Genomic DNA, 25,456 nt, shown 5'->3' with positions numbered 1-25,456 from the left:
CTGATGAGTTGAGCGATGAACTGGACCTGGTTTCACCAATGGGGCTCGCCCAAGTGGTTCTACGAGCGCAGCGGTCGCTGGCTGCCCTGGCTGGCTGCCGCCGCCGTGTTGCTGTTGGCTGTCGGTATCGTCTGGGGGCTGGCCTTCGCACCACCGGAGAGGTATCAGGGCAATAGCTATCGGATCATCTATATCCATGTTCCGGCCGCGTTCCTGGCCCAGTCTTGCTATCTGATGATGGCGATAGCCGGTCTGGTGGGGCTGGTGTGGAAAATGAAACTGGCCGATGTGGCCTTGCAACAGGCTGCACCGATCGGTGCCTGGTTGTGCTTCGTGGCGCTGATCACGGGGGCCATCTGGGGCAAGCCGACCTGGGGCACCTACTGGGTGTGGGACGCCCGGCTGACTTCGATGCTGATTCTGCTGTTCCTCTATTTCGGCGTCATCGCGCTGGGCAACGCCATCTCCAACCGTGACAGCGCGGCCAAGGCGTGTGCGGTATTGGCGCTGGTGGGCGCGGTCAACATTCCGATCATTCAGTACTCGGTGGAGTGGTGGAACACCCTGCACCAGCCGGCCACTTTCAAGGTCACCGGCAAGGCCAGCATGAGCATGGAGATGTGGCTGCCGCTGCTGCTTTGCGTGCTGGGCTTCTACTGCTTCCTGGGCGCTACGCTGCTGTACCGCATGCGTACCGAGGTACTCAAGCGCGAGGCCCGCAGCAGCTGGGCACGTGCCGAAGTTGCGCGACTGGTGGAGGGCAGGGCATGAGTTTCGAGTCCTTCGGCGAGTTCCTCGCCATGGGCCATCACGGCCCCTACGTGTGGTCGGCCTATGCCATCAGCCTGGCGGTACTGGCGTTGAACGTGGTGCTGCCGATCCTCGCGCGTCGACGTTATCTGCAAGACGAGGCGCGCCGTCTGCGCCGGGAGAAACAACAGTGAACGCGGTCCGCAAGAAACGCCTGTACATCGTTCTGGCCATCGTGCTCGGCGTCGCCGTCGCCGTCGGCTTGGCCCTGAGTGCGTTGCAAGAGAACATCAACCTGTTCTACACCCCGACCCAGATCGCCAATGGTGAGGCGCCCAAGGACACCCGCATCCGCGCTGGCGGCATGGTGGCCAAGGGTTCGGTCAAGCGCTCCGCTGACTCGCTGGACGTCGAGTTCGTGGTGACTGACTTTGCCAAGAACGTGACCATCCGTTACCGCGGCATCCTGCCGGATCTGTTCCGTGAGGAGCAGGGCATCGTCGCGCTCGGCAAGCTGAATGACGAAGGTGTGCTGATAGCCGACGAGGTCTTGGCCAAGCACGACGAGAACTACATGCCGCCGGAAGTGACCAAGGCGCTCAAGGAGAGCGGCAAGCTGCCGGCCGATGCTGAGGTCAAGCCATGACTGCCGCTTTGATGATTCCGGAACTGGGCCACCTGGCCCTGATTCTCGCCCTGTGCCTGGCCGTGGTGCAGTCGACCCTGCCACTGGTAGGTGCCTGGCTGGGCGACCGTCAGTGGATGGGCCTGGCCCAGCCTGCGGCCTGGGGGCAGTTTGCCATGCTGGCGATCTCCTTCGCCTGCCTGACCTGGGCGTTCATGGTGGACGACTTCACCGTCGCCTACGTGGCCAACAACTCCAACAGCGCCTTGCCCTGGTATTACAAGTTCAGCGCCGTATGGGGGGCTCACGAGGGATCACTGCTGCTGTGGGCGCTGATCCTCGGCGGCTGGACCTTCGCGGTGGCGATCTTTTCGCGGCAGTTGCCGGAAGTCATGCTGGCGCGTGTACTGGCGGTGATGGGCATGATCAGCATCGGCTTCCTGCTGTTCATGATCGTGACCTCGAACCCGTTCGAGCGCCTGTTGCCGAACAGCCCGGCGGATGGTCGTGATCTCAACCCGCTGCTGCAGGACTTCGGCCTCATCGTCCACCCGCCGATGCTGTACATGGGCTACGTCGGCTTCTCGGTGGCCTTCGCCTTCGCCATCGCCGCCTTGCTCGGCGGTAAACTCGATGCCGCTTGGGCCCGTTGGTCGCGGCCCTGGACCATCGTTGCCTGGGCCTTCCTCGGCGTCGGTATCGCCCTCGGCTCCTGGTGGGCCTACTACGAACTGGGCTGGGGTGGCTGGTGGTTCTGGGACCCGGTGGAGAACGCCTCGTTCATGCCCTGGCTGGTCGGCACCGCGCTGATCCACTCGCTGGCCGTCACCGAGAAGCGTGGTGTGTTCAAGAGCTGGACGGTGCTGCTGGCCATCGCCGCCTTCTCCCTGAGCCTGCTCGGAACCTTCCTGGTTCGCTCGGGTGTGTTGACCTCGGTCCATGCTTTCGCCAACGACCCAGAGCGCGGCGTGTTCATTTTGATCTTCCTGCTGATTGTGGTCGGCACCTCGCTGGCGCTGTTCGCCGTGCGTGCTCCCGTGGTGAAGAGTCAGGTGGGGTTCGCCCTGTGGTCGCGCGAGACGCTCCTGCTGGCCAACAATCTGGTCCTGGTGGTATCGGCCGCCATGATTCTGCTGGGTACCCTTTACCCGCTGGTTCTGGATGCGCTGACGGGCGCCAAACTCTCGGTCGGCCCGCCGTATTTCAACGCCTTGTTCGTGCCGCTGATGGCGCTGCTCATGCTGGTCATGGCAGTCGGCGTGATGGTGCGCTGGAAGGACACCCCGGTTAAGTGGTTGCTGAGCATGCTCACGCCGGTGCTGATCGGTTCAGTGGTGCTTGGCTTCCTTGCCAGCTGGGCCTTCGGTGACTTCCACTGGAGCGTGCTGGCGGTGTTCCTGCTGGCCTTCTGGGTGCTGCTCGCGAGTGTCCGTGACTTGCTCGACAAGTGCCGCCATAAGGGGCTGCTCAAGGGAATGCGCAGTCTGTCCCGCAGCTACTGGGGCATGCACATGGCGCACCTAGGGATGGCCGTATGCGCGATCGGCGTGGTGCTGGTCAGTCACAGCAGTGCCGAGCGCGACCTGCGCCTGGCGCCGGGCGAATCGCTGGAACTGGGCGGCTACGTGTTCGTCTTCGAGGGAGCGAAGCATTTCGAGGGCCCCAACTTCACGTCGGACAAGGGCACCGTGCGCGTGCTGGAGAACGGCGAGGAGGTGGCTGTGTTGCACCCGGAGAAGCGTCTTTACACCGTGCAGCAGATGCCGATGACCGAAGCGGGCATCGACGCGGGCTTCACCCGTGACCTGTACGTCGCTCTCGGCGAGCCGCTGGAGAACGGGGCGTGGGCGGTGCGCGTGCATATCAAGCCCTATGTACGCTGGATCTGGTTGGGCGGCCTGATGATGGGCCTGGGTGGGCTGCTGGCGGCCTTCGACCCGCGCTACCGGGTCAAGGTGCGTACCCGTGTGCGTGACGTGCTGGGCATGAAGGAGGCTGCGGCATGAAGCGTCTGGCTCTGTTGCTGCCGCTGGCGTTGTTCCTCGGCATGGCGGTGTTCCTCTACCGCGGCCTGTTCCTCAACCCGCAGGAGCTGCCTTCGGCACTGATCGATAAGCCCTTGCCATCCTTCAGTCTGCCCGATCTCAAGGATGAGCAGCGCCTGATCAGCGAGAAGGACCTCAAGGGGCCTGCCCTGGTCAACGTCTGGGCCACCTGGTGTCCGACCTGCAAGGCCGAGCACCAGATGCTCAATCAGCTGGCCAAGGCTGGTGTGGTCATTTATGGCGTCAATTACAAGGATGACAGTGTGGCGGCGCGGCAGTGGCTCAAGGACTACCTCGACCCTTACCAGGTCAACATCGCCGACCCGCAAGGCTCGCTGGGGATCAATCTGGGCGTCTATGGCGCTCCCGAGACCTTCCTGATCGATGCCCAGGGCATCATCCGCCACAAGTACGTGGGGGCTATCGACGAGCGTGTCTGGCGCGAGGAACTTGCGCCGCGTTACCAGGCACTGCTGGAGGACAAGCCATGAAGCGCCTGCTGATTGCCTGCCTGCTGGGCTTGAGCCTGGTGGGTGTCGCCCGTGCAGCCATCGATACCTATGAGTTTCGCGACGAGGTGGAGCGCGAGCGCTTCCGTAGCCTCACCGAGGAACTGCGCTGCCCCAAGTGCCAGAACCAGAACATCGCCGACTCCAATGCACCGATTGCCACCGACCTGCGTCGCGAGATCTATCGCATGCTCGACGATGGCCGTAGCGACAAGGAAATCGTCGATTTCCTGGTGATGCGTTATGGCGATTTCGTGATGTACAAGCCGCCGCTCGACAGTCGCACCTGGCTGCTCTGGTACGGCCCCTTTGGCCTGCTGGGCGTGGGTGCCATCGTGCTCTGCGTGCTGGTGCTGCGTCGCCGCAAGGTGGAGAAGGCGCCGGCGCAGGTCGCCCTGAGCAAGGCCGAACGTGAGCGCCTCGACGCGCTGCTGACAGAAAACCGGGATACCCAAGACTGATGATCGAATTCTGGCTCGCCGTCGGCCTGCTTTTGCTGGTTGGTACGGCTTTTCTACTGGTTCCCGTGCTGCGCGGTCGTCGCGCCCAGGCCGAGGAAGATCGCACCGCGCTGAACGTTGCCCTGTATCAGGAGCGTCTGGCCGAGCTCACTGCCCAGCGCGAGGCGGGCACCCTGACCGTCGAGCAGTTCGACGCCGGCCAGGCCGAGGCGGCGCGCGAGCTGCTGGCCGATACCGAGGGCGCGGGCCCGGGGCGCGGCCTGCGCCTGGGCAAGGCGCTGCCCCTGCTGCTGGCGCTGGCGGTGCCAGGTGCGGCGTTCGGCCTTTATTGGCACTGGGGAGCCAGTCAGCAACTGGCGGCCATGCAGGAGCAGCCGTCGATGCAGCAGATGGCGGCCCGGCTGGAGCAGGCGGTCAAAGACAACCCGGATTCGGCCGAGGCCTGGTATTTCCTCGGACGCCTGTACATGGGCGAGGGCCGTGCGGTCGAGGCGGCCAAGGCCTTTGAACAGGTCATTCGGGTGGCCGGGCGCGAGCCCGAGTTGCTGGGGCAGTGGGCTCAGGCTCTGTACTTCGCCAGCGGCAAGCAGTGGAGCGAGCAGCTCCAGGCGCTGACCGACGAGGCCCTGCGTCAAGACCCCAACGAAGTCACCAGCCTGGGTCTGCTCGGCATTGCCGCCTTCGAGGACCAGCGTTTTGCCGATGCCGTGGGCTACTGGCAGCGTCTGCTGGCGCAGATGCCGGCGGATGATCCGTCGCGCAGCTCGATCGAGAGCGGCATCGCCCAGGCCCGTGAGCAGGCGCAGGCAGCCGGGCAATCGCTGCCGGAGGCCGTGGCCAACAAGTCCATGGCGGTGATCCGCGTCAGCGTCGATCTGGCGCCCGAGGTCAGGGCCAAGGTGCAGCCAGGCGATGCGGTGTTCGTCTTCGCCCGCGCGGCTTCCGGCCCGCCCATGCCGCTGGCGGTCAAGCGCCTGACGGTGGCGGACCTGCCGGCCCAGCTCGAGCTGAGCGATGCCGACGCGATGATGGCGCAGCTCAAGCTGTCCAGCTTCCCCGAAATACAGTTGGTCGCGCGCATTTCGCGCAGCGGCGTGGCCACCCAGGGCGAGTGGGTCGGCCGTGGTCAGCCGATTGCCAGCTCCACCCGTGATGCGCAGACGCTGTTGATCGACAGCCCGGAGCAGGCCCAGTGAATCGTGCATGGCTGGTGCTGACGCTGCTGGTGCTCGGCGGCTGCACCCTGCAGCCCGGTATCGCTCCCGGTCCGGACGAGCCCGTGCGCCAGCAGAGCCATCCGCGCTACGCGCCGCCGCCCGGCGGCAACGCCTACTGGGACCCGGCGCTGGGCGTGTACGTGATTCAGGGCAGCAGCAAGCTGTACTACCGCGAGCGCGTCTATTATCGCTGGAACCGCGGCTGGGCCTGGTCCAGCACGCCCAATGGTCCCTGGCAGCCGACCGACAGCAGCGGCGTGCCCGCCGGCCTCGGGCGTACCTTCAGCAACTAGCTTTCCAGCGCCGCCAGCGCAGCCTGCAGGTTGCGCCGGGCCGGCGCTTCCCACTGTGCGGCCAGCGGCGCGTGATGGTATAGCACCGGCATGGCCAGCAGCTGGCGCAGCAATCGGGCCCGACCGGCGCGGAACAGGGGTTCCGGCACCCAGGCGTATTCCCGGCGCACGGCGGCTTCGTAGCCGGCGTACACCTGCGTGGTGCTGCCCAGGGTCGACAGATCGATATCCACCACCAGCGCCGCGTCACTGTCCGTCGGCGGCTGCTGATGGCGGGTGGCGAGGATCATCTCGCGCAGGGCGTCAGCGTGCACACCGAGGCCGGCGTCCGCCAGCCACTGGCAGGCGCGCTCGGCGCTGGCCGCTTCGTTGTCCTGGCGGCGGGTGTCGTAGACCAGGTCATGGGTCCACAGCGCCATTTCCACCAGTGCGGCGTCTGCGGCCAGGTGGCGCCAGTGGTTCAGGTGAGCCAGGCAGGCGGTGATGTGCGCCGCGCCATGGTAGTGGCGGTCTGCGGCGCCATAGGCGCCGTTCAGTTCGGCGAAACTGCCGGCCGGGGCCGTGCCGCCGAGTTCCTGCCAGAGCGCTTGCCAGCGTGTTACCGAGAGCATTCCTCACCTCGCCAGAGTCGGGGCGCCCAGCATAGCGCGGCATGCTCTTGGCCGCGAAAACCCCTGTGATACACTCGCTCGACTTCCCGTTTCGCCCCTTATCTCAAGGATTTCCATGCACTTTATGGCAGCGGACAGCCCCGTTTTGCGCAGTTCCCGTCCGGAGTGTCCGGCATGCGCCTGAAGTGCATCAAGCTGGCGGGCTTCAAGTCCTTCGTCGACCCCACCACGGTCAGCTTCCCCAGCAACATGGCGGCGGTGGTCGGCCCCAACGGCTGCGGCAAATCCAACATCATCGACGCCGTACGCTGGGTGATGGGTGAGAGTTCGGCGAAGAACCTCCGCGGCGAGTCGATGACCGACGTCATCTTCAACGGCTCCAACACCCGCAAACCGGTGACCCAGGCCTCCATCGAGCTGATCTTCGACAACAGCGACAACTCGCTGGTGGGCGAATACGCGGCGTTCGCCGAGATTTCCATCCGCCGCCGGGTGACCCGCGACGGGCAGAACACCTACTTCCTCAACGGCACCAAGTGCCGCCGCCGCGACATCACCGACATCTTCCTCGGCACCGGTCTCGGCCCGCGCAGCTACTCGATCATCGAGCAGGGCATGATTTCCAAGCTGATCGAGGCCAAGCCCGAGGATCTGCGGAATTTCATCGAGGAAGCCGCCGGCATCTCCAAGTACAAGGAGCGCCGCCGTGAGACCGAGAGCCGCATTCGCCGCACCCAGGAGAACCTGGCGCGCCTGACCGACCTGCGCGAAGAGCTGGAACGTCAGCTCGAACGCCTGCACCGCCAGGCCCAGGCCGCCGAGAAGTACCAGGAATACAAGGCCGAGGAGCGTCAGCTCAAGGCCCAGCTGGCGGCCCTGCGCTGGCAGACGCTGAACCTGCAGGTCGGTAGCCGCGAACAGGTGATCGGCGACCAGGAGGTGGCCTACGAGGCCCTGGTGGCCGAGCAGCGCAGTGCCGACGCCAGTATCGAGCGTCTGCGCGACGGCCACCATGAGCTGTCTGAGCGCTTCAACCAGGTGCAGGCGCGTTTCTATTCGGTGGGCGGTGACATCGCGCGCGTCGAGCAGAGCATCCAGCACGGCCAGCAGCGCCTGCGCCAGCTGCAGGACGACCTCAACGAGGCCGAGCGCGCGCGCCTTGAGACCGAATCGCACCTGGGCCATGATCGCACCCTGCTGGCGACCCTGGCGGAAGAGCTGGCCATGCTCGAGCCCGAGCAGGAACTCACCAGTGCCGCGGCCGAGGAGTCCGCCGCCGCGCTGGAAGAAGCCGAGAGCGCCATGCATGGCTGGCAGGAGCAGTGGGACGGCTTCAACCAGCGCAGTGCCGAACCGCGCCGCCAGGCCGAAGTCCAGCAGTCGCGCATTGCCCAGCTGGAGCAGAGCCTGGAGCGTCTGGCCGAGCGCCAGCGCCGCCTGGCCGACGAATTGGCCCAATTGGCTGCTGATCCGGAAGACGCCGCGATTCTTGAGCTGGCCGAGCAGCTGGCCGCCAGCGAGCTGCAGCTGGACGAGCTGCATGCCGCCGAAGCCGGCCAGGCCGAACGCCTCGAACAGCTGCGTGGCGAGCTGCAGCAGGCCACCCAGGCCCAGCAGCAGGCCCAGGGCGAACTGCAGCGGCTGAATGGACGTATTGCCTCCCTGGAGGCGTTGCAGCAGGCCGCGCTGAACCCGGGCAAGGGCGCTTCGGAATGGCTGCGCGAACACCAGCTGAACAACCGTCCACGCCTGGCCGAAGGCCTGCGGGTGGAGAGCGGCTGGGAGCTGGCGGTGGAGACGGTGCTCGGCGCCGACCTGCAGGCCGTGCTGCTGGACGATTTCAATCATCTGAGCCTGGGCGGTTTCGACCAGGGCGAGCTGCGCCTGATCAATCCGCAAACCGGCAGTGCGCGCATCGCTGGCAGCCTGCTGGACAAGGTCGAGGCGAGTATCGACCTGGCACCCTGGTTGGGCCGGGTACGCCCGGTAGAGAGCCTGGATCAGGCTCTGGCCCAGCGCCTGCAGCTGGGCGACGGCGAGAGCCTGATCAGCCGCGACGGCTACTGGGTCGGTCGGCATTTCCTGCGCGTGCGCCGCGCCAGCGAGGCAGAAAGCGGCGTGCTGGCCCGCGGCCAGGAGCTGGAACGGCTGCACGCCGAGCGCGATGAACGCGAGGCGGCCCTGGCCGATCTCGAGGATACCCTGCAGCGTCTGCAGGCCAGCCAGCGCCAGCAGGAAGACGCGCGCGAACAGCAGCGCCGCCTGGTCCAGGACGAAGCACGTCGCCAGGGCGAGCTGAAGGCCAGGCTTTCCGCTGGTCAGGCCAAGGCCGAGCAACTGGCGTTGCGCCGTCGCCGTCTGGACGAAGAGCAGGGCGAGGTCGCCGAGCAGCGCGAGCTGGAGCAGGAACAGCTGGGTGAAGCACGTCTGGTACTGCAGGACGCGCTGGACGCCATGGCTACCGATACCGAGCAGCGCGAGCAACTGCTGGCCAGCCGCGACCAGTTGCGCGAGCGTCTCGATCGGGTTCGCCAGGAGGCCCGCCAGCACAAGGATCACGCCCATCAGCTGGCCGTGCGCCTGGGTTCAATCAGGGCTCAGCACGAGTCCACGCGCCAGGCGCTGGAGCGCCTGGAGCTGCAGTTCGAACGCGCCATCGAGCGCCGCGAGCAGCTCTCGCTGAACCTGGAGGAGGGCGCCGCGCCGCTGGAAGAGCTGCGCATGAAGCTCGAAGAGCTGCTGGAGAAGCGCATGGGCGTCGAGGACGAGCTCAAGCTCGCGCGCCTGGCCCTGGAAGATGCCGACCGTGAGCTGCGTGATGCCGAGAAGCGGCGCAGCCAGGCCGAGCAGCAGGCGCAACTGCTGCGCGGCCAGCTAGAGCAGCAGCGCATGGACTGGCAGGGCCTCAACGTGCGGCGCAAGGCCCTACAGGACCAGTTGCTGGAAGACGGCTACGACCTGCATGGGGTGCTCGCCACTCTGCCCAGCGACGCCAGCGAGGCGGCCTGGGACCAGCAGCTGGAGCAGCTGGCTGGGCGCATTGCACGTCTCGGTGCGATCAACCTGGCGGCGATCGACGAGTACCAGCAGCAGTCCGAGCGCAAGCGCTACCTGGATGCGCAGAACGCCGACCTGGTGGAGGCGCTGGAGACGCTGGAAAACGTCATCCGCAAGATCGACAAGGAAACTCGTAACCGCTTCAAGGAAACCTTCGACCAGATCAACGCCGGTCTACAGGCGCTGTTCCCCAAGGTCTTCGGTGGCGGCCATGCCTACCTGGAACTTACCGGCGAGGACTTGCTGGACACCGGTGTGGCGATCATGGCGCGCCCGCCGGGCAAGAAGAACAGCACCATTCACCTGCTGTCCGGCGGCGAGAAGGCGCTGACTGCGCTGGCCCTGGTGTTCGCCATTTTCAAGCTGAATCCGGCGCCGTTCTGCATGCTCGACGAGGTGGACGCGCCACTCGACGACGCCAACGTCGGCCGCTATGCGCGACTGGTCAAGGAAATGTCGGAGACGGTGCAGTTCATCTACATCACCCACAACAAGATCGCCATGGAGATGGCCGATCAGCTGATGGGGGTAACCATGCACGAGCCGGGTTGCTCGCGCCTGGTGGCGGTGGATGTCGAGGAGGCCATGACGCTGGTGGAGGCCTGAAAAATCAGGAAATGCCTTGCCACGGTGCACATTTACCGTTCGTCGTGCTAGCTTAGGCCTCACTTTTGTTACACGCGAAAATCACCTGTAAAAACATACAGTTGTTCGCGTTCCAAAGGGGCAGGAAGCCCTTATTTTCATTACATTTTCATCGTTTAGGGGTTTGGGAGTTTCATGGAGCTGCGCTATTGGCTGATCGTCATTGGTGTCATCGTCATCGTCGGCATTCTGTTTGACGGCTGGCGCCGCATGCGGGGCGGTAGCGGCAAGCTGAAGTTCAAGCTTGACCACAGTTTCAGCAACCTGCCGGATGACGATGCCGACCCCGATCTGCTGGGCCCTGCCCGTGTCATCGATCGCAAGCGCGAGCCCGAATTCAACGAAGCCGATATGCCCACCGTCAGCGCCAGCGAGCTCAATCGCAAGCGCAACATCGAGCCGAAGCAGGGTGACCTGGGGCTGGATGCCGACGAGCCGGTGCCGACCCTGCTGACGCCGGTCGAAGATGAAGACGAGCCGCACAGCGCCAAATCGAGCAAGGAGCAACTGCCGGTCGAGGAAGTGCTGGTGATCAATGTGATCGCCCGCGACGCCGAGGGCTTCAAGGGCCCGGCGCTGCTGCAGAACATTCTGGAAAGCGGCCTGCGCTTTGGCGAGATGGACATCTTCCACCGCCACGAAAGCATGGCCGGCAACGGCGAAGTGCTGTTCTCCATGGCCAACGGCGTCAAGCCGGGCACCTTCGATCTGGACGACTTCGAGCTGTTCTACACCCCGGCGGTGAGTTTCTTCCTCGGCCTGCCGGGCCCACGCCATCCGAAGCAGGCCTTCGACGTGATGATCGCCGCCGCACGCAAGCTCGCTCATGAGCTCAATGGTGAGCTGAAGGACGACCAGCGCAGTGTGATGACCGCGCAGACCATCGAGCACTACCGCCAGCGTATCGTCGAGTTCGAGCGCAAGAAGCAGCTCGCCGGCAAACGCTAAGCGTTCTAGCTTACGCAATCCCAAGAGCAGCCTAGGCTGCTCTTGTCGTTTTCCAGGACCCACACAGCATGACCGACGCCGCCCAACGCATTGCCGCACTTCGTGCCGAACTGGATGAGCACAACTACCGCTATTACGTACTGGACGAGCCGAGCGTGCCGGACGCCGAGTACGACCGCCTGTTCCGCGAGCTGCAGGCATTGGAAGCCGAACACCCCGAGCTGGTGACGCCGGAGTCGCCGACCCAGCGCGTGGGTGGCGAGGCGCTCAGCGCCTTCGGCGAGGTGCGCCACGAGGTGCCCATGCTCAGCCTGGGCAACGGCTTCGAGGAGGAGGACCTGCGAGCCTTCGACCGCAGCGTGCAGGGCGGCCTCGGCCTCTCTGGCGGCGACTTGTTCGGTGGCGGCGCCGAGGTGGAATACAGCTGCGAGCCCAAGCTCGACGGCCTGGCCGTCAGCCTGCTGTACCGCGACGGCCAGCTGGTACGCGGTGCCACCCGCGGCGACGGCAGCACCGGCGAGGACATCAGCGCCAACGTGCGCACCATTCGCAACGTGCCGCTGAAGCTCAAGGGCGAGGGGTGGCCGGCTGTGCTGGAAGTGCGCGGCGAGGTCTACATGCCCAGAGCCGGCTTTGACGAGCTGAATGCGCGCCAGGCCGAGAGCGGTGCCAAGACCTTCGCCAACCCGCGCAATGCGGCCGCCGGCAGCCTGCGCCAGCTCGACCCGAAGATCACCGCCAGCCGCCCGCTGGAGTTCTGCTGCTACGGCGTCGGCCAGGTCAGCGGCGAGCTGCCGGCCACCCAGGTTGGCATGCTCGAACAGCTCAAGGCCTGGGGCGTGCCGATCAGTCGCGAGCTGAAGCTGGCGCGTGGCATCGAGCAGTGCCTGGCCTACTACCGCGATATCGGCGAGCGGCGCATGGCGCTGCCCTATGACATCGATGGCGTGGTGTTCAAGGTCAACAACATCGAGGACCAGCAGCAGCTCGGCTTCCGCGCGCGCACCCCGCACTGGGCGCTGGCCCACAAGTTCCCGGCCCAGGAAGAGCTCACCGAGCTGCTCGATGTGGAGTTCCAGGTCGGCCGCACCGGCGCCGTCACCCCGGTGGCACGCCTGAAACCGGTCAAGGTGGCCGGCGTCACCGTCTCCAACGCCACCCTGCACAACATGGACGAGGTCGCGCGCCTGGGCCTGATGATCGGTGACACCGTGATCATCCGCCGCGCCGGCGACGTCATTCCGCAGGTGATGCAGGTGGTGGCCGAGCGCCGCCCGGCCGATGCCCGCCCGGTGCATGTACCCGAGCAGTGCCCGGTGTGTGGCTCCGCCGTCGAGCGCACCCAGCTGGTCAAGCGCAGCAAGGGCCGTGAAACCACCAGCGAGGGTTCGGTCTATCGCTGCGTCGGTCGCCTGTCCTGCGCCGCCCAGCTCAAGCAGGCGATCATTCACTTCGCCTCGCGCCGTGCCCTGGACATTGAGGGCCTGGGCGACAAGATCGTCGAGCAACTGGTCGACACCGGCCTAGTGGCCTCGCCGGCCGACCTCTACACCCTGACCTACGAGCAGGTGGTGGTGCTGGAAGGCTTCGCCGACCTGTCCACGCGCAACCTGCTGGCGGCAATCCGCGATAGCGCCAGGCCGACTCTGGCACGCTTCATCTACGCCCTGGGCATCCCGGATGTGGGTGAGGAAACCGCCAAGCTGCTGGCTCGCGCGCTGGGTTCGCTGGCACGCATCCGCGTGGCCCTGCCGGAGGTGCTGACCTACCTGCCGGATGTCGGTCTGGAAGTGGCCTCGGAGATCCGCAACTTCTTCGAGGATGGGCACAACCTCAAGGTCATCGATGACCTGCTGGCCCGTGGCATCGAGCTTCAGGAGGAGGGCGACCTCAGTCCAGAGTTCTCCGCCTGTGCGACCCTGGCGGGCTTCATCGACAAGCTCAACATCCCCTTCATCGCCGCCACCGGCGCGGAGAAGCTGGCGGCCAGGTTCGGCAGCCTACAGGGGGTGATCACGGCCGACTGGCTGGATCTGCGCCAGGTCGAACGCCTCAACGAGAAAGCCGCCAAGTCGCTGCGCGATTTCTTCGACATCCCGGCCAATGCCGAGCGCGCCGCCCTGATCGAGGCTCAGCTGCGCGAGTTCGGCATGCACTGGGCAAGCGAGAAGAAGGTGGTGGAGGGCTTGCCCCTGGCGGGACAGACCTGGGTGCTGACCGGCACGCTGGAGGCTATGAGCCGCGATGTCGGCAAGGAGAAGCTGGAGAGCCTGGGGGCCAAGGTGGCCGGTTCGGTGTCGGCCAAGACCGCCTGCGTGGTGGCGGGGCCGGGTGCCGGCTCCAAGCTGGCCAAGGCCAACGAACTCGGTGTGAAGGTGATGGATGAAGCGGAGTTTCTGGCGCTGCTGGCCGGCTACGGGCGTTGAGCGAGGAGGCCCCGGCGAGCGCCGGGGCCCAGGCCATTACTGACCGGTGACGTTGACGCAGGTCTTGCCGTAGAAGGGGTAGAAGCCCTTGGTGTGGTAGTCGGCGGTGGCCACGGTGGAGATGCTGCCGTTGGCCTTGGCGGCCTCGATGGAGGCGTCACCTTTGTTGATCAGGCCGATGATGGTGGTGGCGCAGGAGGTGCCCTGCTTGCCGCCCTGGGCGGTGGTAGCGGTGATCGGGCCTTTCACGTCAGTGATCAGGCCGACACCGACCGGCGACAGGCCGTTGGCGCAGCCGCTCAGCAGGGTGGCGAAGGCAGTGGCAGTCAGAATACGTTTCAGCATTTTCTAGCATCCTTGGCTTTTTGATACGTCCCGGCCCAAAACCGGGCTCGCGGCGACCTTAACCAAGGAGGGGCTGCGGAGCAAACGTGCGTGCCCGCAGCGTTGACTGGTTCATGTTCTGAGCGGGCGCGCCGCTCAGTTAAGGCCATCCAGCAGGGCTTTGGCCGGCACCAGCTTGACTGTCTTCTTCGCAGCGATCTGGATCGACTGGCCGGTGGCCGGGTTGCGGCCGGTACGCGCCGGGCGCTCGTTGACCTTGAGCTTGCCGATGCCTGGCAGGCTTATCTCGCCGTCGTTCTCCAGGGCATCGGCAACGATCTCGCCGAGCTGGTCGAGCAGGGCGCGCACGTCGCTCTTCTGCAGGTCGCAGGCTTCGGCGAGGTCGGAAATCAGCTGGTCTTTGGTGATGGCCATGGGGCGCTCCGGTCGGTGTATGTGGGCGGGCAAGCTAGCACAAAAAGCCGTAACGCTCCGCGTCTGTCATTCGATGCACAGGCGGACTTGTCGCTGCAGATGGTCAAGGCATTCTCTCGGTGCCGAGCGCGTGTCGAAAAACAGCGCGAGCAGGTAGAACGCGAGACTGCAGAGCAGCACCAGCGTGGTGAGCAAGCCTGCGCGCAGAGGGTTGGGAAGTCGCGGGGCGCGCAGGAGCAGTGGCGACGTCAGCAGGAGGCTGGCCATCCCCAGGCTCCACAACTCGTCACGGCTCGGCGACAGGAGTAGCACCCCTGTCGATTGTCCGGATACATCAGCCACTGGGCGACGGTCGCCATGGTCATGGAGAAGCCCATGCCCAAGGCCAGCAGCAACAGATACAAACCGTATTCGCCTCCCACGCCGCCAAGCAATGTGCCGCCGTTGTCGCGTACCGGCAGCAGCAGGGTGCCGCCCAGCATGATCAGACTGGCAGCCATCGACAGGCTTATCAGGCTGGTTAGATTGCCGAGCCCGCGAGTCAGTGACAAAGGCATTGCGATCCTTGAGTTGGAAGTGCGCAGAGTCAATCACTGTTGGGCTGCCGCTGGCGCCAGGGTATTCGCAAGATGATCTGCCTCCTCAGTTGCCTGGCGCTGGCTATGCTTAAGGCAAACAACAACGTTGGTAAGCGTGGAGTCCCATCATGTTGCGTCTATTTGCCGATCTCGGTTTCCGCTGGAAGATCGCTCTGCCAATCCTGCTGCTTGCCGTTCTGCTGGTGCTTATCGGCAGCCTCGGCGTCCAGGGCATTGGTCAGGTTGCCGATTCCAGCACGCGCCTGACCAATCGCTATCTGCCGGCTATCAGCCTGCTGTTGAACGCGGATCGGGACCTCTACCAGGCCTTCGTGGCCGAACGCAGCCTGCTCGACGAAGCGGCTGGCGAGTTTGCCCAGAGCCTGCGCGACTCCCATGCGGAGAACCTGCAGCAGGCCTACGAGCGCGTGCACAAGTACGCCGACATGCAGCCGGGTGCCGAGGCCAAGGCGCTGGTGGCCAAGTTCGACGCAGGCTTTGCGCAATGGAAGAGCACCTCCGGCAAGGTGCTGGCGCTGAGTGAATCGGACCCCGCTGCAGCGTCTGCGCTCAGTTACGGCGACAGCGAGGCGCAGTTCGAGGCGATGCGCGATGCCATCGACAAGCTCGGTGAACTGGAGGACAACGAAGCCAATGCCGAAGGCAAGGCTGCTATTGCCCTGGGTGAGGAGCGCAGCTGGCAGCAGGGGCTGATCATTGCCATCGGTTTGCTCATTTGTTGCGTCTTGGTAGTCGGCTTCCCGTTGCTGGTGACTCGTCCCCTGCACAATCTGCTGCATCGCATCGAACAGATTGCCGAGGGCGATGGCGATTTGCGTGTGCGCCTGGAGGTGCTTTCGCGTGATGAACTGGGCAAGCTGAGCGACGCTTTCAACCGTTTCCTCGACAAGCTGCAACCGCTGATTCGCGAGGTTGGCCGGGTGACCGGCGAAGTCGCCCAGTCTGCTCAGACACTGGCTGGCATGGCTGCGGCCAATGATCGTCTGATCACCAGCGAGCATGCGGCGGTCGATCAGGTCAGCACGGCTGCCACCGAGATGAGCGCAGCCGTGCACGAGGTAGCGCGCAATGCGCAGAATGCCGCCGATGCGGCGCGCAGTGCCGAGCTGCAGTCCCGCGAGGGTGCCGAGGTGGTGGGCGCCACCATCCACGCCATCCGCCAGTTGGCCAATGAGGTGGAGAGTGCCTCCGACACTATCCAGACTCTGGAGCAGGAGACAGCCAACATCGGTGCTGTACTGGCGGTGATCAAGGGGATTGCCGAACAGACCAACCTGCTGGCACTCAACGCGGCCATCGAGGCGGCGCGTGCCGGTGAACAGGGCCGCGGTTTTGCCGTGGTGGCCGACGAGGTGCGTGCGCTGGCCGCGCGCACCCAGGACTCCACCAAGGATATCCAGCAGATGATCGAGCGTCTGCAGGTTGGCGTGCACAATGCGGTTAAGGCCATGCACTCCGGCAGCGAAAAAGCGCGCTTCAGCGTCGAGCGGGCCGCTGGCGTGGATGGCGCGTTGTCTGCCACTGGTGACTCGGTGGCGCGGATCAACGACATGGCCGCGCAGATCGCCACCGCCTGCGAGGAGCAGAGCAGCGTGACCGAAGAGATCGCACGCAACATCAGTGACATCCGCGACCTTTCCAACGAGGCGGCACAGACTTCCGAGCAGAGCACCCAGGCCAGTGCCCGCCTGTCCGAACTGTCGCATGGCCTGGCCCAGCTGGTGGGTCGTTTCCGTGTGTAAGTGATTGAAGCGGTTGTAACTTCCCGGTTTACCAGTACAATGGCGCGGCCCGTCGTTCGACGGGCTTCGTTATGGTGGTCCCATCGGTCCCCCCGCAACGATTACCCGTCAACCTGGTCAGGTCCGGAAGGAAGCAGCCATAGCGGGAACATCGTGTGCCGGGGTGTGGCTGGTGGGGCCGCCTCCAAATCCCCATGAATGCCGACGATCCTTGCCTTGGTCACTCAGGTGATCCAAAGGGTGATCCATCGTTGCGCTTCTGCAAATCAGCGCTGTCCTTTACCGCTCCTTCTCGGGCTTAGCGGAAATCCCGGCTGCGTACATCCAGGCCCTCGAGCAGTGGCGTGAGGTCGTGCAGGCGGCCGGCGATGACGTGGCGTACGCCGCTCTTTTCTTCCAGATGACCGTCCACCTGCATCAGTTGCGAGCTGACCAGTACCCGGCGCTGACGCTCGGCCAGTTCGTGGCGGACCACTACGTTGACCATGCCATGCTCGTCTTCGAGCGTGACGAAGGTGATGCCACTGGCGGTCTGCGGGCGCTGGCGGCCTCTGACCAGGCCGGCGACCTTGACCAGGCGGCCGTTGCCGATCTGCAGCAGCTCCGCCGCGCTGCGGCAGCGGCGTGACTGCAGTTCCCCGCGCAGCAGGCTCAGCGGGTGTGGGCCGAGAGTCGTGCCGCTGCTGGCGTAGTCGCCGAGTACATCTTCGCCGATGCTGGGCGCTGGCAACTGCACCGCGACCTCGGCCTCCGCTGGCAGGCCCGCGAACAGTGGCGCCTGTTTCTCTACGCCGGCTACCGCCCAGCGTGCCTGGTGGCGATTGCCGGCCAGACCTTGCAGGGCTCCGGCGTCCGCCAGAAGGGCACGGCAGCGCGAGTCCAGGCCGGCGCGCAGGCACAGGTCGGCGATATCGGAGAAAGGCCGCCGCTGTCGTGCAGCGATCAGGCGCTGCATGTCTGCCTGTTGCAGTCCGCGGATCAGGCGCAGACCCAGGCGGATGGCGGGTTTTACTCCCTCGGCCGGCTCCAGGCTGCAGTCCCAGGTGCTGTGCCGCACATCCAGGGGGCGCACTTCGACAGCATGGCGGCGAGCGTCCTGTAGCAGTTGGTCGGGGCTGTAGAAGCCCATCGGCCAGCTGTTGATCAGGGCGCAGACAAAGGCGGCGGGCTCATGGCACTTCAACCAGCTGCTGGCGTAAGTGAGCAGGGCGAAGCTGGCGGCATGTGATTCGGGGAAGCCATAGTCGCCGAAGCCCTTGATCTGCTCGAAGATGCACGCTGCAAACTCGAGGCTGTAGCCTCGTTCCAGCATGCCCTGGGTGAGCTTTTGCCGGTGCGGCTCCAGGCCGCCGTGCCGCTTCCAGGCGGCCATGCAGCGGCGCAGGTCATCCGCTTCGCCTGGCGTATAGCCGGCGGCAACCACCGCCAGCTCCATAACCTGTTCCTGAAACAGGGGAATGCCCAGGGTGCGCTCGAAGACGGGCTTGAGTTCAGCGCTGGGGTAGGTGACCGCCTCTTCCTGATTGCGGCGTCGCAGATAGGGATGAACCATGTCGCCCTGGATCGGGCCGGGGCGGACGATGGCCACCTCGATGACCAGGTCGTAGTAACACTGTGGACGCAGGCGCGGCAGCATGGCCATTTGTGCCCGTGACTCGATCTGGAATACGCCGATGGTGTCGGCCCGGCTGATCATCTCGTAGGTGGCCTTGTCCTCCTGGGGTAGCGTCGCCAGGGTCCAGCGCTGCCCACGATAGCTTTCGATCAGGTCGAAGCAGCGGCGCAGTGCACTGAGCATGCCCAGGGCCAGCACATCGACCTTGAGCAGGCCGACTGCATCCAGGTCGTCCTTGTCCCACTGGATCACCGTGCGGTCGGCCATGGCCGTGTTCTCTACCGGTACCAGTTCATGCAGCGGCTGCTCGGAGATGACGAAGCCACCGGGGTGCTGCGACAGGTGGCGAGGGAAGCCTATCAGTTGCCCGGTCAACGCCAGAAGGCGGCGTAGTAGCGGGCTTTGTGGGTCGAAGCCGGCCTCGCCCAGGCGTTCATCCGAGGGCAGGCGGTCGCTCCAGCGGCCGCAGCAGTCGGCCAGGGCGCTCTGCTGTTCGGCCGGGAGGCCGAGGGTCTTGGCGACGTCGCGGATGGCGCCAGCGGCGTGGTAACGGTTGACCACGGTGGTGAGGGCGGCGCGATGGCGGCCATAGCGGCGAAACACGTACTGGATGACTTCCTCGCGACGCTCGTGCTCGAAGTCCACGTCGATATCCGGCGGCTCGTTGCGCTCGCGCGACAGGAAGCGCTCGAACAGCAAGTTGCTGCGGCCAGGGTCCAGCTCGGTGATGCCGAGGGCGAAGCACACCGCCGAGTTGGCCGCCGAGCCGCGCCCCTGACAGAGGATGTGCTGGCTGCGGGCGAAGGCGACGATGTCGTGGACCGTGAGGAAGTAGCTCTCGTATTTCAGTTCGGCAATCAGCTGCAGCTCCTTCTCCAGCTGGTCGCGAACCTTTTGCGCCACGCCATCCGGCCAGCGTGTGCGTATGCCTTGCTCGACTAAGCGGCGCAGCCAGCTGGTAGGGTTCTCACCGGCGGGAACTACCTCATGGGGATACTGGTAGCGCAACTCACCCAGATCGAAGCGGCAGCGTGCGGCGATGCGCAGGCTCTCTTCCAGCAGCTCGGGCGGGTAGAGTTCGCGCAGCTCCTCCAGGCGCCGCAGATGACGCTCGCCGTTGGCGAACAGATATTGCCCGGCCTCGGTCAGCGGCAGGTGCTGACGGATGGCCGTCATACAGTCCTGCAGGGCGCGGCGGCCGCGGGCATGCATGTGCACATCGCCACAGGCCACTGCGGGAATTCCCGTGTGCTTGGCGAGATCCAGCAGGTTGGTCAGTTTTGACGCATCATCCGGGCCTCGGTGCAGCTCGATACCCAGCCACAATCGCTGGCCAAAGCGCTCCTTAAGCCAGGAACCGGCGCGGTGCTCGTCGTCCGCCAGCCAGATCGCCAGCAGACCGTCGAGCGGGCCTTGCAGGTCATCCGGCCGCAGGCGGTAGCGGCCTTTCTCTGCGCGGCGCCGGGCCTGGGTGATCAGGTGGCAGAGCTGCTGATAACCGGTGAGGTTACTGGCCAGAAGAACCAGCTTGGGGCCTGCCTCGATACGGACTTCACTGCCGACAATCAGCGGCACACCCGTGGTCCTGGCAGCCTGCCAGGCACGTACGATGCCGGCCAGGCTGCATTCATCGGTGATCGCCAGTGCCTGGTAGCCCAGGCGCTGGGCGCGCTCGAACAGCTCCAGGGCGCTGGAGGCCCCACGCTGGAAACTGAAGTTGGACAGGCAGTGCAGTTCGGCGTAACCACTCATGCGAACCATCCGTGCAGCCACCAGCGGTTGTCCGTTCCCGGCTCGTGGAACACCCAGGCCTGCTGGCCGCTGCGCAGCCGTGCCCGGTAGTAGTCTCGACGCAGATCGCCGCCATCCCACCAGCCGGATTCGATGCGCTCGGGGCCGGCCAGCAGCTGCAGCGGCGCCTCGCGCAGCGCCTCGGGCTCGCCCAGCAACCAGCCGGGGCGTGGGCGAGTCTCGGTTGGTGCTCTGCCGGGATAGGGGCGCCAGGCGTGTTCGGGCCGCGGGTCGGCATGTGCACCGAGACCCTGCAGGGCATCATCGCCCAGGCGGGCGCGCAGGCGCTCGCGTAGCTGTTCCCAGCCGAGGTTCTGCTGTGGTCGAGCCTCGAACAGCTCCCGCCGTTGCGGTACGAAGGCCGGCAAGTCGCGGGCTTGCAGGTGCAACGCCAATACCGGTGCCGGTAGCTGCAGCTGCTCCAGGCGCGTGCGGGTCAGCTCGAACAGCCGGTCCGCTTCGCGTTCGGCGGCGAGCAGGCCGACGTTCAGCCCGGTCGGCACGCCGCTGCGGTGTTCAAGCATGAGGGTGAAGCGCTGTACACCGCTGTCGCGGCCCGCCAGGTAGGCGGCCAGATCACTGATGACACGGCGCAGTGGGAAGAGTAGGGCCTGATGCGACTGAACCTCGAAATTCAACTCGATACGCGTACTGAACTCGTCCGGCGGCAGGTAGAAGTCCAGGGCCAGCGGACGGCGGCCCAACAGGCGGTCGAGATGTTCCAGCAGGCTGGCGGGGAAGCGCCGTGCCAGGGTTTCGCGCGGCAGCCGCAACACGGCGTCCAGCCTGCGCAGACCCATGCGCAGCAATGCCTCGGCTTCGTCACGGCCAAGCCCGGCACGCTGTACCGGCAAGCGGCCGATGGCCTGGGCGAGGGTGGCCTCGTCTGCCACGGCCAGGCCGTCGTGAACATTGGCCAGGGCGCGAGCGGCCGCCGGGTTGGGTGCCAGGACGATGCGTCGCTGATAGCCAAGCAGCTCCAGTTCCTCGCGCAGGCGGGCCTCCAGGCGAGGCCAGGGGCCGAACAGGGCGAGGCTGGATTGCACTTCCAGCAGCAGGGCGCGGGGATAGTGCAGGCTGACCTGCGAACTGAAGCGGTAGGCCCAACTGGCGAGAAACCCCTGGCAGTGCGCGATGGCCGCCAGGTCATAGTCGGCAGTGGCGAAATCACGGCTCAGAAGCTGGGCAGTGCTCAGGAGCATGCCGGCGCGCAAGCCAAGCTCGCGGGCCTCCGGGTTGAGCGTCTGTATGACGCGACGGTTGGCCGGCCCGGTGAGCAGCGCGAGCGGCGTGTGCGGGTCATCCCGCTGGCGTAGCGCATGGTCCAGCGCGAGTTGCGGCAGGAGGATACAAGCCCAGCGCATGGCGACGATCAGATCCGGATGGCGTGGGCCGGTGCCAGGCCGCCACGGCATTTGAGCACTCGCAATTGGCCAGATCCCTCCAGCCACAGGCGCAAGGCCGCAGGCGAGGGGTTGTGCGCGGCACTGGCCGGGCGATAGGTGAAGGCCAGGGTATGCCCGGTTTCAGCGGCTACTTGCAGGCGGCGCAGGGCGCGGTCGCTGGCGTGTTCCGGCCAGCACAGTACGGCGCCACAGCTGCCGGAGCGCAGGCACTGCTCGGCGGCCCACAAGGTTTCCTCCCTACGGGCACGAATGATCTCCAGGCGGTCCAGATCGATACCTGCTGCCTGCCAGGCGGGGGCATACGGCAGGTAGGGAGGGGCCACCAGGACCAGGCGTTCGCCGGCCCGGCTCAGACGCGCCAGGGTCGGCCACAGCAGGCGCAGTTCCCCCGTGCCGGGGGCGGACAGCAGGATCTCGCTGAGCGCCTCCTCGGGCCAGCCGCCACCTGGCAGTACAGCGTCGAGCGTGGCATGGCCTGTGGGATGGGTGCCGGCCTTCGGCGCCAGGGCCTGGCCCTTCCATACACGGCGCTCATCCAGCAGGTTGGCTAGGGCACTGTTTCGGGCGTTCATGAAGTGTGTCTGGGCATGCATGGCGATATCGCTAAAATACTGTATATAAAAACAGTATTCGATGAGGCGGAGGTCAGCAAGTCCACCCCGATGAGGGGCGCAGTCCATGGCGGATGCAATTTACCCGGTGCTCCGCTAGGATTAGCCACTTCCGCACTCTCAGCCGCGACGGTTTTTCATGAGTTATCAGGTCCTTGCACGTAAATGGCGTCCGCGCAGCTTCCGCGAGATGGTCGGCCAGACCCATGTGCTCAAGGCCCTGATCAATGCCCTGGACAGCCAGCGCCTGCACCACGCCTACCTGTTCACCGGTACCCGCGGCGTGGGCAAGACCACCATCGCGCGGATCATCGCCAAGTGCCTGAACTGCGAAACCGGCATCAGCTCCACTCCCTGCGGCACCTGCTCGGTGTGCCGGGAGATCGACGAGGGCCGCTTCGTCGACCTGATCGAGGTGGACGCCGCGAGCCGCACCAAGGTGGAGGACACCCGCGAACTGCTGGAAAACGTGCAGTACGCACCTAGCCGTGGGCGCTACAAGGTCTACTTGATCGACGAAGTGCACATGCTCTCCACGCACTCGTTCAACGCGCTGCTCAAGACCCTCGAAGAGCCGCCACCCCACGTCAAATTCCTGCTCGCCACTACCGACCCGCAGAAACTGCCGGTCACCATCCTCTCGCGCTGCCTGCAGTTCTCCCTGAAGAACATGCCGCCAGAGCGGGTGGTCGAGCACCTGACCCATGTACTGACCGCCGAGAGCATTTCGTTCGAGGAAGACGCCCTGTGGCTGCTCGGCCGCGCCGCCGACGGCTCGATGCGCGACGCCATGAGCCTCACCGACCAGGCCATCGCCTTCGGTGAGGGCAAGGTGCTGGCCGCCGATGTGCGCTCGATGCTCGGTACTCTTGATCACGGCCAGGTCTACGGCGTGCTGCATGCGCTGCTGGAAGGCGATGCCCGTGCGCTGCTCGAAGCGGTGCGCCACCTGGCCGAGCAAGGCCCGGACTGGAATGGCGTGCTCTCGGAAATGCTCAATGTGCTGCACCGTGTGGCCATCGCCCAGGCGCTACCGGAGGCGGTGGACAACGGCCAGGGCGACCGCGACAAGGTACTGGCGCTGGCCCAGGCGCTGCCGGCCGAAGACGTGCAGTTCTACTACCAGATGGGCCTGATCGGCCGCCGCGACCTGCCGCTGGCGCCGGACCCGCGCGGTGGCTTCGAGATGGTGCTGCTGCGCATGCTGGCGTTCCGCCCGGCGGATGCCGATGGAGCGCCGAGGTCACCTTTAAAGGACCTGGGGATCAGCAAGGCCACCGCTGATTCCAGCCAGACCCCGGTGGCCGGTGTGGCCCCCGTGGCTGCGCCGGCCGCTATCGTTGCTTCGGTTGCTCCAGCTGTTGCGCCAGCCGTGCCGGAACCCCAGCCTGTGGCGGCTCCGGCTCCGGCTCCGGCTCCGGCTCCGGCTCCGGCTCCGGCTCCGGCTCCGGCTCCGAGTGAAACTGCCACCCCTGCAGCCACACCGGCCATGGCCGCCACCCCCGCACCTGTCGAGCTGCCTGCGCCAGTGGTCGAGGCAGCGCCGGTCGATCTGCCCTGGGAAGCGCCCGCAGCACAATCGCCCGTACAGGTTGCCGAGCCGGTCGCGCAGGTTGCTGCAAGTGTTCCTGAAACCACTGCCGCTGTGCCGCTCGAGCCGGCACCGGCGGCCTCGGCCCCGAGCGTTGCGGCAGCGCCGGTCGAGGAGGGCGATGACGACGAGCCGCCGCCCGGCGACTACGACTACTACGAGGCCGATGCCGACAGCCTCGATTACGACTTCGACGCGCCTGCGGCGGCGCCGGCCGAGCCCGAGCCATTACCGGCGGCGCAGCCGGCCACCGGCCTGGCCGCCGAGTGGCTGGATCTGTTTCCGCGCCTGGGCCTGTCCGGCATGACCGGCAGCATCGGCGCCAACTGCACCCTGGTCGAGGCCAAGGGTGACGACTGGCTGCTGCACCTGGACCCGGCGCACAGTGCGCTGTTCAATGCCACCCAGCAGCGTCGCCTGAACGAAGCGCTCAATCAGCACCTGGGGCGCAGCCTGAACCTGCGCATCGAGTTGCTGCGTCCCGAGCAGGAGACTCCGGCCCAGGCTGCCGCGCGCAAGCGCGCCGAGCGTCAGCGCCTGGCCGAGCAGTCGATCCATGACGACCCGCTGGTGCAGCAGATGATTCAACAGTTCGGGGCGAGCATTCGCCCCGACTCCATCGAACCCCTGACTCCCTGAGTCGATTAGCCGAGGAACACCATCATGATGAAAGGCGGCATGGCGGGCCTGATGAAGCAGGCCCAGCAGATGCAGGAAAAAATGCAGAAGATGCAGGAAGAGCTGGCCAACGCCGAAGTCACCGGCCAGTCCGGTGCCGGCCTGGTGAGCGTGGTGATGACCGGTCGCCACGACGTCAAGCGCATCACCCTGGACGACAGCCTGATGCAGGAAGACAAGGAAGTGCTGGAAGACCTGATCGCCGCTGCGGTGAACGACGCCGTGCGCAAGGTCGAGCAGAACAGCCAGGAGAAGATGGCCGGTATGACCGCAGGCATGCAGCTTCCCCCCGGCTTCAAAATGCCCTTCTAAACCGGGCCGCCCAGTCGACGCACATGGCTGCGTTGCTCGAAGGCGCGGGCATCCTCATTTACGCGCAGTAAACTCCGGTGCCCACGCCTTCTCGCGCCTTGCCCTGCACGCCGCCTGAACGCCCCTTGCTCCGCGCAGCCTCATTCACATAGCGACACTTGCCCATGAGCTTCAGCCCGCTGATCCGCCAACTGATCGATTCGCTGCGTCTGCTACCCGGTGTCGGGCAGAAGACCGCGCAGCGTATGGCCCTGCAGTTGCTGGAGCGCGATCGTAGCGGTGGCATGCGCCTGTCGCAGGCGCTGGCGGCGGCCATGGAGGGGGTGGGGCACTGCAAGCGTTGCCGCACCCTGAGCGAGGACGAGCTGTGCCCGCAGTGCAGCGATCCGCGCCGCGACGACTCGCTGCTGTGCGTGGTGGAGGGACCGCTGGACGTGTTCGCGGTGGAGCAGACCGGCTATCGCGGGCGCTACTTCGTGCTCAAGGGCCACCTCTCGCCGCTGGATGGCCTGGGCCCGGAAGCCATCGGCATTCCCGAGTTGCTGGCGCATATCGGCGCCAGCCAGTTCTCTGAGGTGATCCTCGCCACCAACCCGACGGTGGAGGGCGAGGCCACGGCTCACTACATCGCGCAGATGCTGGCGGGCAAGGGCATCGTGCTGTCGCGCATCGCCCATGGCGTGCCGCTGGGTGGCGAGCTGGAGCTGGTGGATGGCGGCACCCTGGCCCATGCCCTGGCTGGGCGCCGGCCGATTTCCGGCTGAC

Annotated in this window: 23 protein-coding genes and 1 other RNA gene; 16 read left to right on the top strand and 8 right to left on the bottom strand. The window is 65.8% G+C overall.

What is annotated here, in order from left to right; translation table 11 throughout:
• The first annotated feature begins 15 nt into the window (after positions 1-15).
• The 8 genes from ACOAPY_RS12160 to ACOAPY_RS12125 are packed head-to-tail and all read left to right on the top strand — an operon-like array spanning position 16 to position 5,900.
• Complete coding sequence (locus ACOAPY_RS12160) at positions 16-771, top strand: heme ABC transporter permease (RefSeq protein WP_076578447.1); 756 nt, start codon at positions 16-18, stop codon at positions 769-771.
• Complete coding sequence (gene ccmD / locus ACOAPY_RS12155) at positions 768-944, top strand: heme exporter protein CcmD (protein WP_465153437.1); 177 nt, start codon at positions 768-770, stop codon at positions 942-944. Before ACOAPY_RS12160 ends, ccmD begins: the two co-directional genes overlap by 4 nt.
• Entirely contained in the window at positions 941-1,396 is a 456-nt protein-coding gene (gene ccmE / locus ACOAPY_RS12150) for a cytochrome c maturation protein CcmE (protein ID WP_076426529.1), read from the top strand. The genes ccmD and ccmE overlap by 4 nt, the downstream gene beginning before the upstream one ends.
• Positions 1,397-1,407: 11 nt before the next feature.
• Positions 1,408-3,381: a heme lyase CcmF/NrfE family subunit gene (locus tag ACOAPY_RS12145; protein ID WP_076578809.1), complete on the top strand. Its 1,974-nt coding sequence runs from the start codon at positions 1,408-1,410 to the stop codon at positions 3,379-3,381.
• On the top strand, positions 3,378-3,911 hold the full coding sequence (locus ACOAPY_RS12140) for a DsbE family thiol:disulfide interchange protein (RefSeq protein WP_076426530.1): 534 nt from the start codon (positions 3,378-3,380) through the stop codon (positions 3,909-3,911). The genes ACOAPY_RS12145 and ACOAPY_RS12140 overlap by 4 nt, the downstream gene beginning before the upstream one ends.
• Complete coding sequence (locus tag ACOAPY_RS12135; RefSeq protein ID WP_076578453.1) at positions 3,908-4,390, top strand: cytochrome c-type biogenesis protein; 483 nt, start codon at positions 3,908-3,910, stop codon at positions 4,388-4,390. Before ACOAPY_RS12140 ends, ACOAPY_RS12135 begins: the two co-directional genes overlap by 4 nt.
• Positions 4,390-5,586, top strand: coding sequence for a c-type cytochrome biogenesis protein CcmI (gene ccmI, locus ACOAPY_RS12130; protein ID WP_465153436.1), 1,197 nt, complete (start codon positions 4,390-4,392; stop codon positions 5,584-5,586). Before ACOAPY_RS12135 ends, ccmI begins: the two co-directional genes overlap by 1 nt.
• Positions 5,583-5,900, top strand: coding sequence for a hypothetical protein (locus tag ACOAPY_RS12125; protein ID WP_465153435.1), 318 nt, complete (start codon positions 5,583-5,585; stop codon positions 5,898-5,900). Before ccmI ends, ACOAPY_RS12125 begins: the two co-directional genes overlap by 4 nt.
• On the opposite strand, the gene ACOAPY_RS12120 is transcribed toward ACOAPY_RS12125, so the two are convergent.
• Entirely contained in the window at positions 5,897-6,511 is a 615-nt protein-coding gene (locus tag ACOAPY_RS12120) for an HD domain-containing protein (protein WP_465153434.1), read from the bottom strand. The genes ACOAPY_RS12125 and ACOAPY_RS12120 overlap by 4 nt on opposite strands.
• Before the next feature lie 174 nt (positions 6,512-6,685).
• On the opposite strand from ACOAPY_RS12120, the gene smc reads away from it, so the two are divergent.
• The 3 genes from smc (at position 6,686) to ligA (ending at position 13,587) form a co-directional block, all read left to right on the top strand.
• Positions 6,686-10,174, top strand: coding sequence for a chromosome segregation protein SMC (gene smc / locus ACOAPY_RS12115; RefSeq protein ID WP_465153433.1), 3,489 nt, complete (start codon positions 6,686-6,688; stop codon positions 10,172-10,174).
• Between the two features lie 174 nt (positions 10,175-10,348).
• The gene (gene zipA / locus ACOAPY_RS12110) at positions 10,349-11,161 is read left to right on the top strand and encodes a cell division protein ZipA (RefSeq protein WP_076426536.1); all 813 of its coding nucleotides are present in this window, start codon (positions 10,349-10,351) and stop codon (positions 11,159-11,161) included.
• 68 nt (positions 11,162-11,229) lie between these two features.
• Positions 11,230-13,587, top strand: a complete 2,358-nt coding sequence (ligA, locus tag ACOAPY_RS12105; RefSeq protein ID WP_465153432.1) for an NAD-dependent DNA ligase LigA — start codon at positions 11,230-11,232, stop codon at positions 13,585-13,587.
• A 36-nt stretch (positions 13,588-13,623) separates the two neighbouring features.
• On the opposite strand, the gene ACOAPY_RS12100 is transcribed toward ligA, so the two are convergent.
• The 4 genes from ACOAPY_RS12100 to ACOAPY_RS12085 all read right to left on the bottom strand — a co-directional run bounded on the left by ACOAPY_RS12100 (position 13,624) and on the right by ACOAPY_RS12085 (position 14,903).
• Positions 13,624-13,932 carry a TRL-like family protein gene (locus ACOAPY_RS12100; protein ID WP_021702563.1) on the bottom strand — a complete coding sequence of 103 codons (309 nt, stop codon included), beginning with the start codon at positions 13,930-13,932 and terminating at the stop codon, positions 13,624-13,626.
• 135 nt (positions 13,933-14,067) lie between these two features.
• Entirely contained in the window at positions 14,068-14,346 is a 279-nt protein-coding gene (locus ACOAPY_RS12095) for an HU family DNA-binding protein (protein WP_465153431.1), read from the bottom strand.
• A gap of 66 nt (positions 14,347-14,412) precedes the next feature.
• Positions 14,413-14,613 (bottom strand): hypothetical protein, encoded by a 201-nt coding sequence (locus ACOAPY_RS12090; protein WP_465153430.1) that lies wholly within the window; start codon positions 14,611-14,613, stop codon positions 14,413-14,415.
• Positions 14,595-14,903: a hypothetical protein gene (locus tag ACOAPY_RS12085; RefSeq protein WP_465153429.1), complete on the bottom strand. Its 309-nt coding sequence runs from the start codon at positions 14,901-14,903 to the stop codon at positions 14,595-14,597. The genes ACOAPY_RS12090 and ACOAPY_RS12085 overlap by 19 nt, the downstream gene beginning before the upstream one ends.
• A gap of 149 nt (positions 14,904-15,052) precedes the next feature.
• Here ACOAPY_RS12085 and ACOAPY_RS12080 point away from each other — a divergent pair, with 149 nt between their 5' ends.
• Entirely contained in the window at positions 15,053-16,687 is a 1,635-nt protein-coding gene (locus ACOAPY_RS12080) for a methyl-accepting chemotaxis protein (protein WP_465153428.1), read from the top strand.
• 81 nt (positions 16,688-16,768) lie between these two features.
• Positions 16,769-16,865, top strand: an RNA gene (ffs, locus tag ACOAPY_RS12075) — signal recognition particle sRNA small type.
• Positions 16,866-16,985: 120 nt separating this feature from the next.
• On the opposite strand, the gene ACOAPY_RS12070 is transcribed toward ffs, so the two are convergent.
• The 3 genes from ACOAPY_RS12070 to imuA are packed head-to-tail and all read right to left on the bottom strand — an operon-like array spanning position 16,986 to position 22,071.
• On the bottom strand, positions 16,986-20,075 hold the full coding sequence (locus ACOAPY_RS12070) for an error-prone DNA polymerase (RefSeq protein WP_465153427.1): 3,090 nt from the start codon (positions 20,073-20,075) through the stop codon (positions 16,986-16,988).
• Positions 20,051-21,457, bottom strand: a complete 1,407-nt coding sequence (locus ACOAPY_RS12065; protein WP_465156794.1) for a Y-family DNA polymerase — start codon at positions 21,455-21,457, stop codon at positions 20,051-20,053. Before ACOAPY_RS12065 ends, ACOAPY_RS12070 begins: the two co-directional genes overlap by 25 nt.
• 8 nt (positions 21,458-21,465) lie before the next feature.
• Positions 21,466-22,071: a translesion DNA synthesis-associated protein ImuA gene (gene imuA / locus ACOAPY_RS12060; RefSeq protein WP_465153426.1), complete on the bottom strand. Its 606-nt coding sequence runs from the start codon at positions 22,069-22,071 to the stop codon at positions 21,466-21,468.
• Positions 22,072-22,249: 178 nt separating this feature from the next.
• On the opposite strand from imuA, the gene dnaX reads away from it, so the two are divergent.
• The 3 genes from dnaX to recR all read left to right on the top strand — a co-directional run bounded on the left by dnaX (position 22,250) and on the right by recR (position 25,455).
• On the top strand, positions 22,250-24,340 hold the full coding sequence (dnaX, locus tag ACOAPY_RS12055) for a DNA polymerase III subunit gamma/tau (RefSeq protein ID WP_465153425.1): 2,091 nt from the start codon (positions 22,250-22,252) through the stop codon (positions 24,338-24,340).
• A gap of 24 nt (positions 24,341-24,364) precedes the next feature.
• Positions 24,365-24,691, top strand: a complete 327-nt coding sequence (locus ACOAPY_RS12050) for a YbaB/EbfC family nucleoid-associated protein (protein WP_003240957.1) — start codon at positions 24,365-24,367, stop codon at positions 24,689-24,691.
• A gap of 164 nt (positions 24,692-24,855) precedes the next feature.
• Positions 24,856-25,455, top strand: coding sequence for a recombination mediator RecR (gene recR, locus ACOAPY_RS12045; RefSeq protein ID WP_076578491.1), 600 nt, complete (start codon positions 24,856-24,858; stop codon positions 25,453-25,455).
• The last annotated feature ends 1 nt before the right edge of the window (position 25,456 follow it).

It is taken from the genome of Pseudomonas stagnisoli (assembly GCF_048595745.1).
In the GTDB taxonomy this organism is placed as follows: Bacteria; Pseudomonadota; Gammaproteobacteria; order Pseudomonadales; family Pseudomonadaceae; genus Aquipseudomonas; species Aquipseudomonas alcaligenes_A.
The sequence above is the reverse complement of the archived record's forward strand: the minus strand, read 5'-3'. Positions and strand labels throughout refer to the sequence as shown.